General features: G+C 39.9%; 1 protein-coding gene and 1 pseudogene. Both read left to right on the top strand.

The window, feature by feature from the left end; translation table 11 throughout:
• Positions 1-372, top strand: a 372-nt coding sequence (gene tnpA / locus PQI28_RS15595) for an IS200/IS605 family transposase (protein WP_339963829.1), incomplete at its 5' end; no start/stop codon positions are given.
• A 4-nt stretch (positions 373-376) separates the two neighbouring features.
• Positions 377-710: pseudogene (locus PQI28_RS15590) on the top strand (RNA-guided endonuclease TnpB family protein); the annotation flags it as partial.

Here is a 710-nt window from a genome sequence, read left to right as displayed (position 1 = left end):
ACTGTTTCTCTAATCAATTATCACTTCGTTTTCTGTCCTCGATACAGAAGAAAGATATTCCTTCGTAACGATGTAGAAATACGTTTCAAAGGTTTGATGTCCGAAATATGCGAAGAACTGAATATCAAAATTATATCCTTGGAATGCGATAAAGATCATACGCATATGTTCCTTAACGCCCCTCCAACACTGAGTCCTGCTAACATCATGGCAAAAATAAAGGGAGTAACGTCTAAAAAGTTAAGAGAGGAATTTCCTCATCTTCAACATTTGCCGAGTCTCTGGACACGATCCTATTTCGTCTCCACCGCTGGAAATGTATCGAGCGAAACGATTAAACGTTATGTCGGACAACAAAAAACAAGGGGGTGACACCGTGTCTCAGACGCTGACAGTTAACATTAAACTGAAGCCGACAAAAGAACAGGAAGTTGTTTTAAAAAGCATGGCAGAAACATATATCGAGACGGTCAATCGACTTATCTCTGACATGGTGGATGCTAAAGCGATGCTCAAATTGACAAGTAAAAGTGTTTGCGCCCATTTGCCTAGTGCCGTCAAGAATCAGATCATTAAAGACGCCCAAAGCGTATTTAAAAAAGCGAAGAAATCGAAATATGAAATAGTCCCAATCCTAAAGAAACCTTACTGCACATGGAACAATCAGAACTATTCGTTTGACTTCGAGTCCATCTCTCTTCCTATCATGG

The organism is Exiguobacterium sp. USCH10, assembly GCF_037619445.1.
GTDB lineage: Bacteria > Bacillota > Bacilli > Exiguobacteriales > Exiguobacteriaceae > Exiguobacterium > Exiguobacterium aestuarii_A.
Note: the sequence above shows the minus strand (reverse complement) of the source record. Positions and strands in the feature narration are given on the sequence as shown.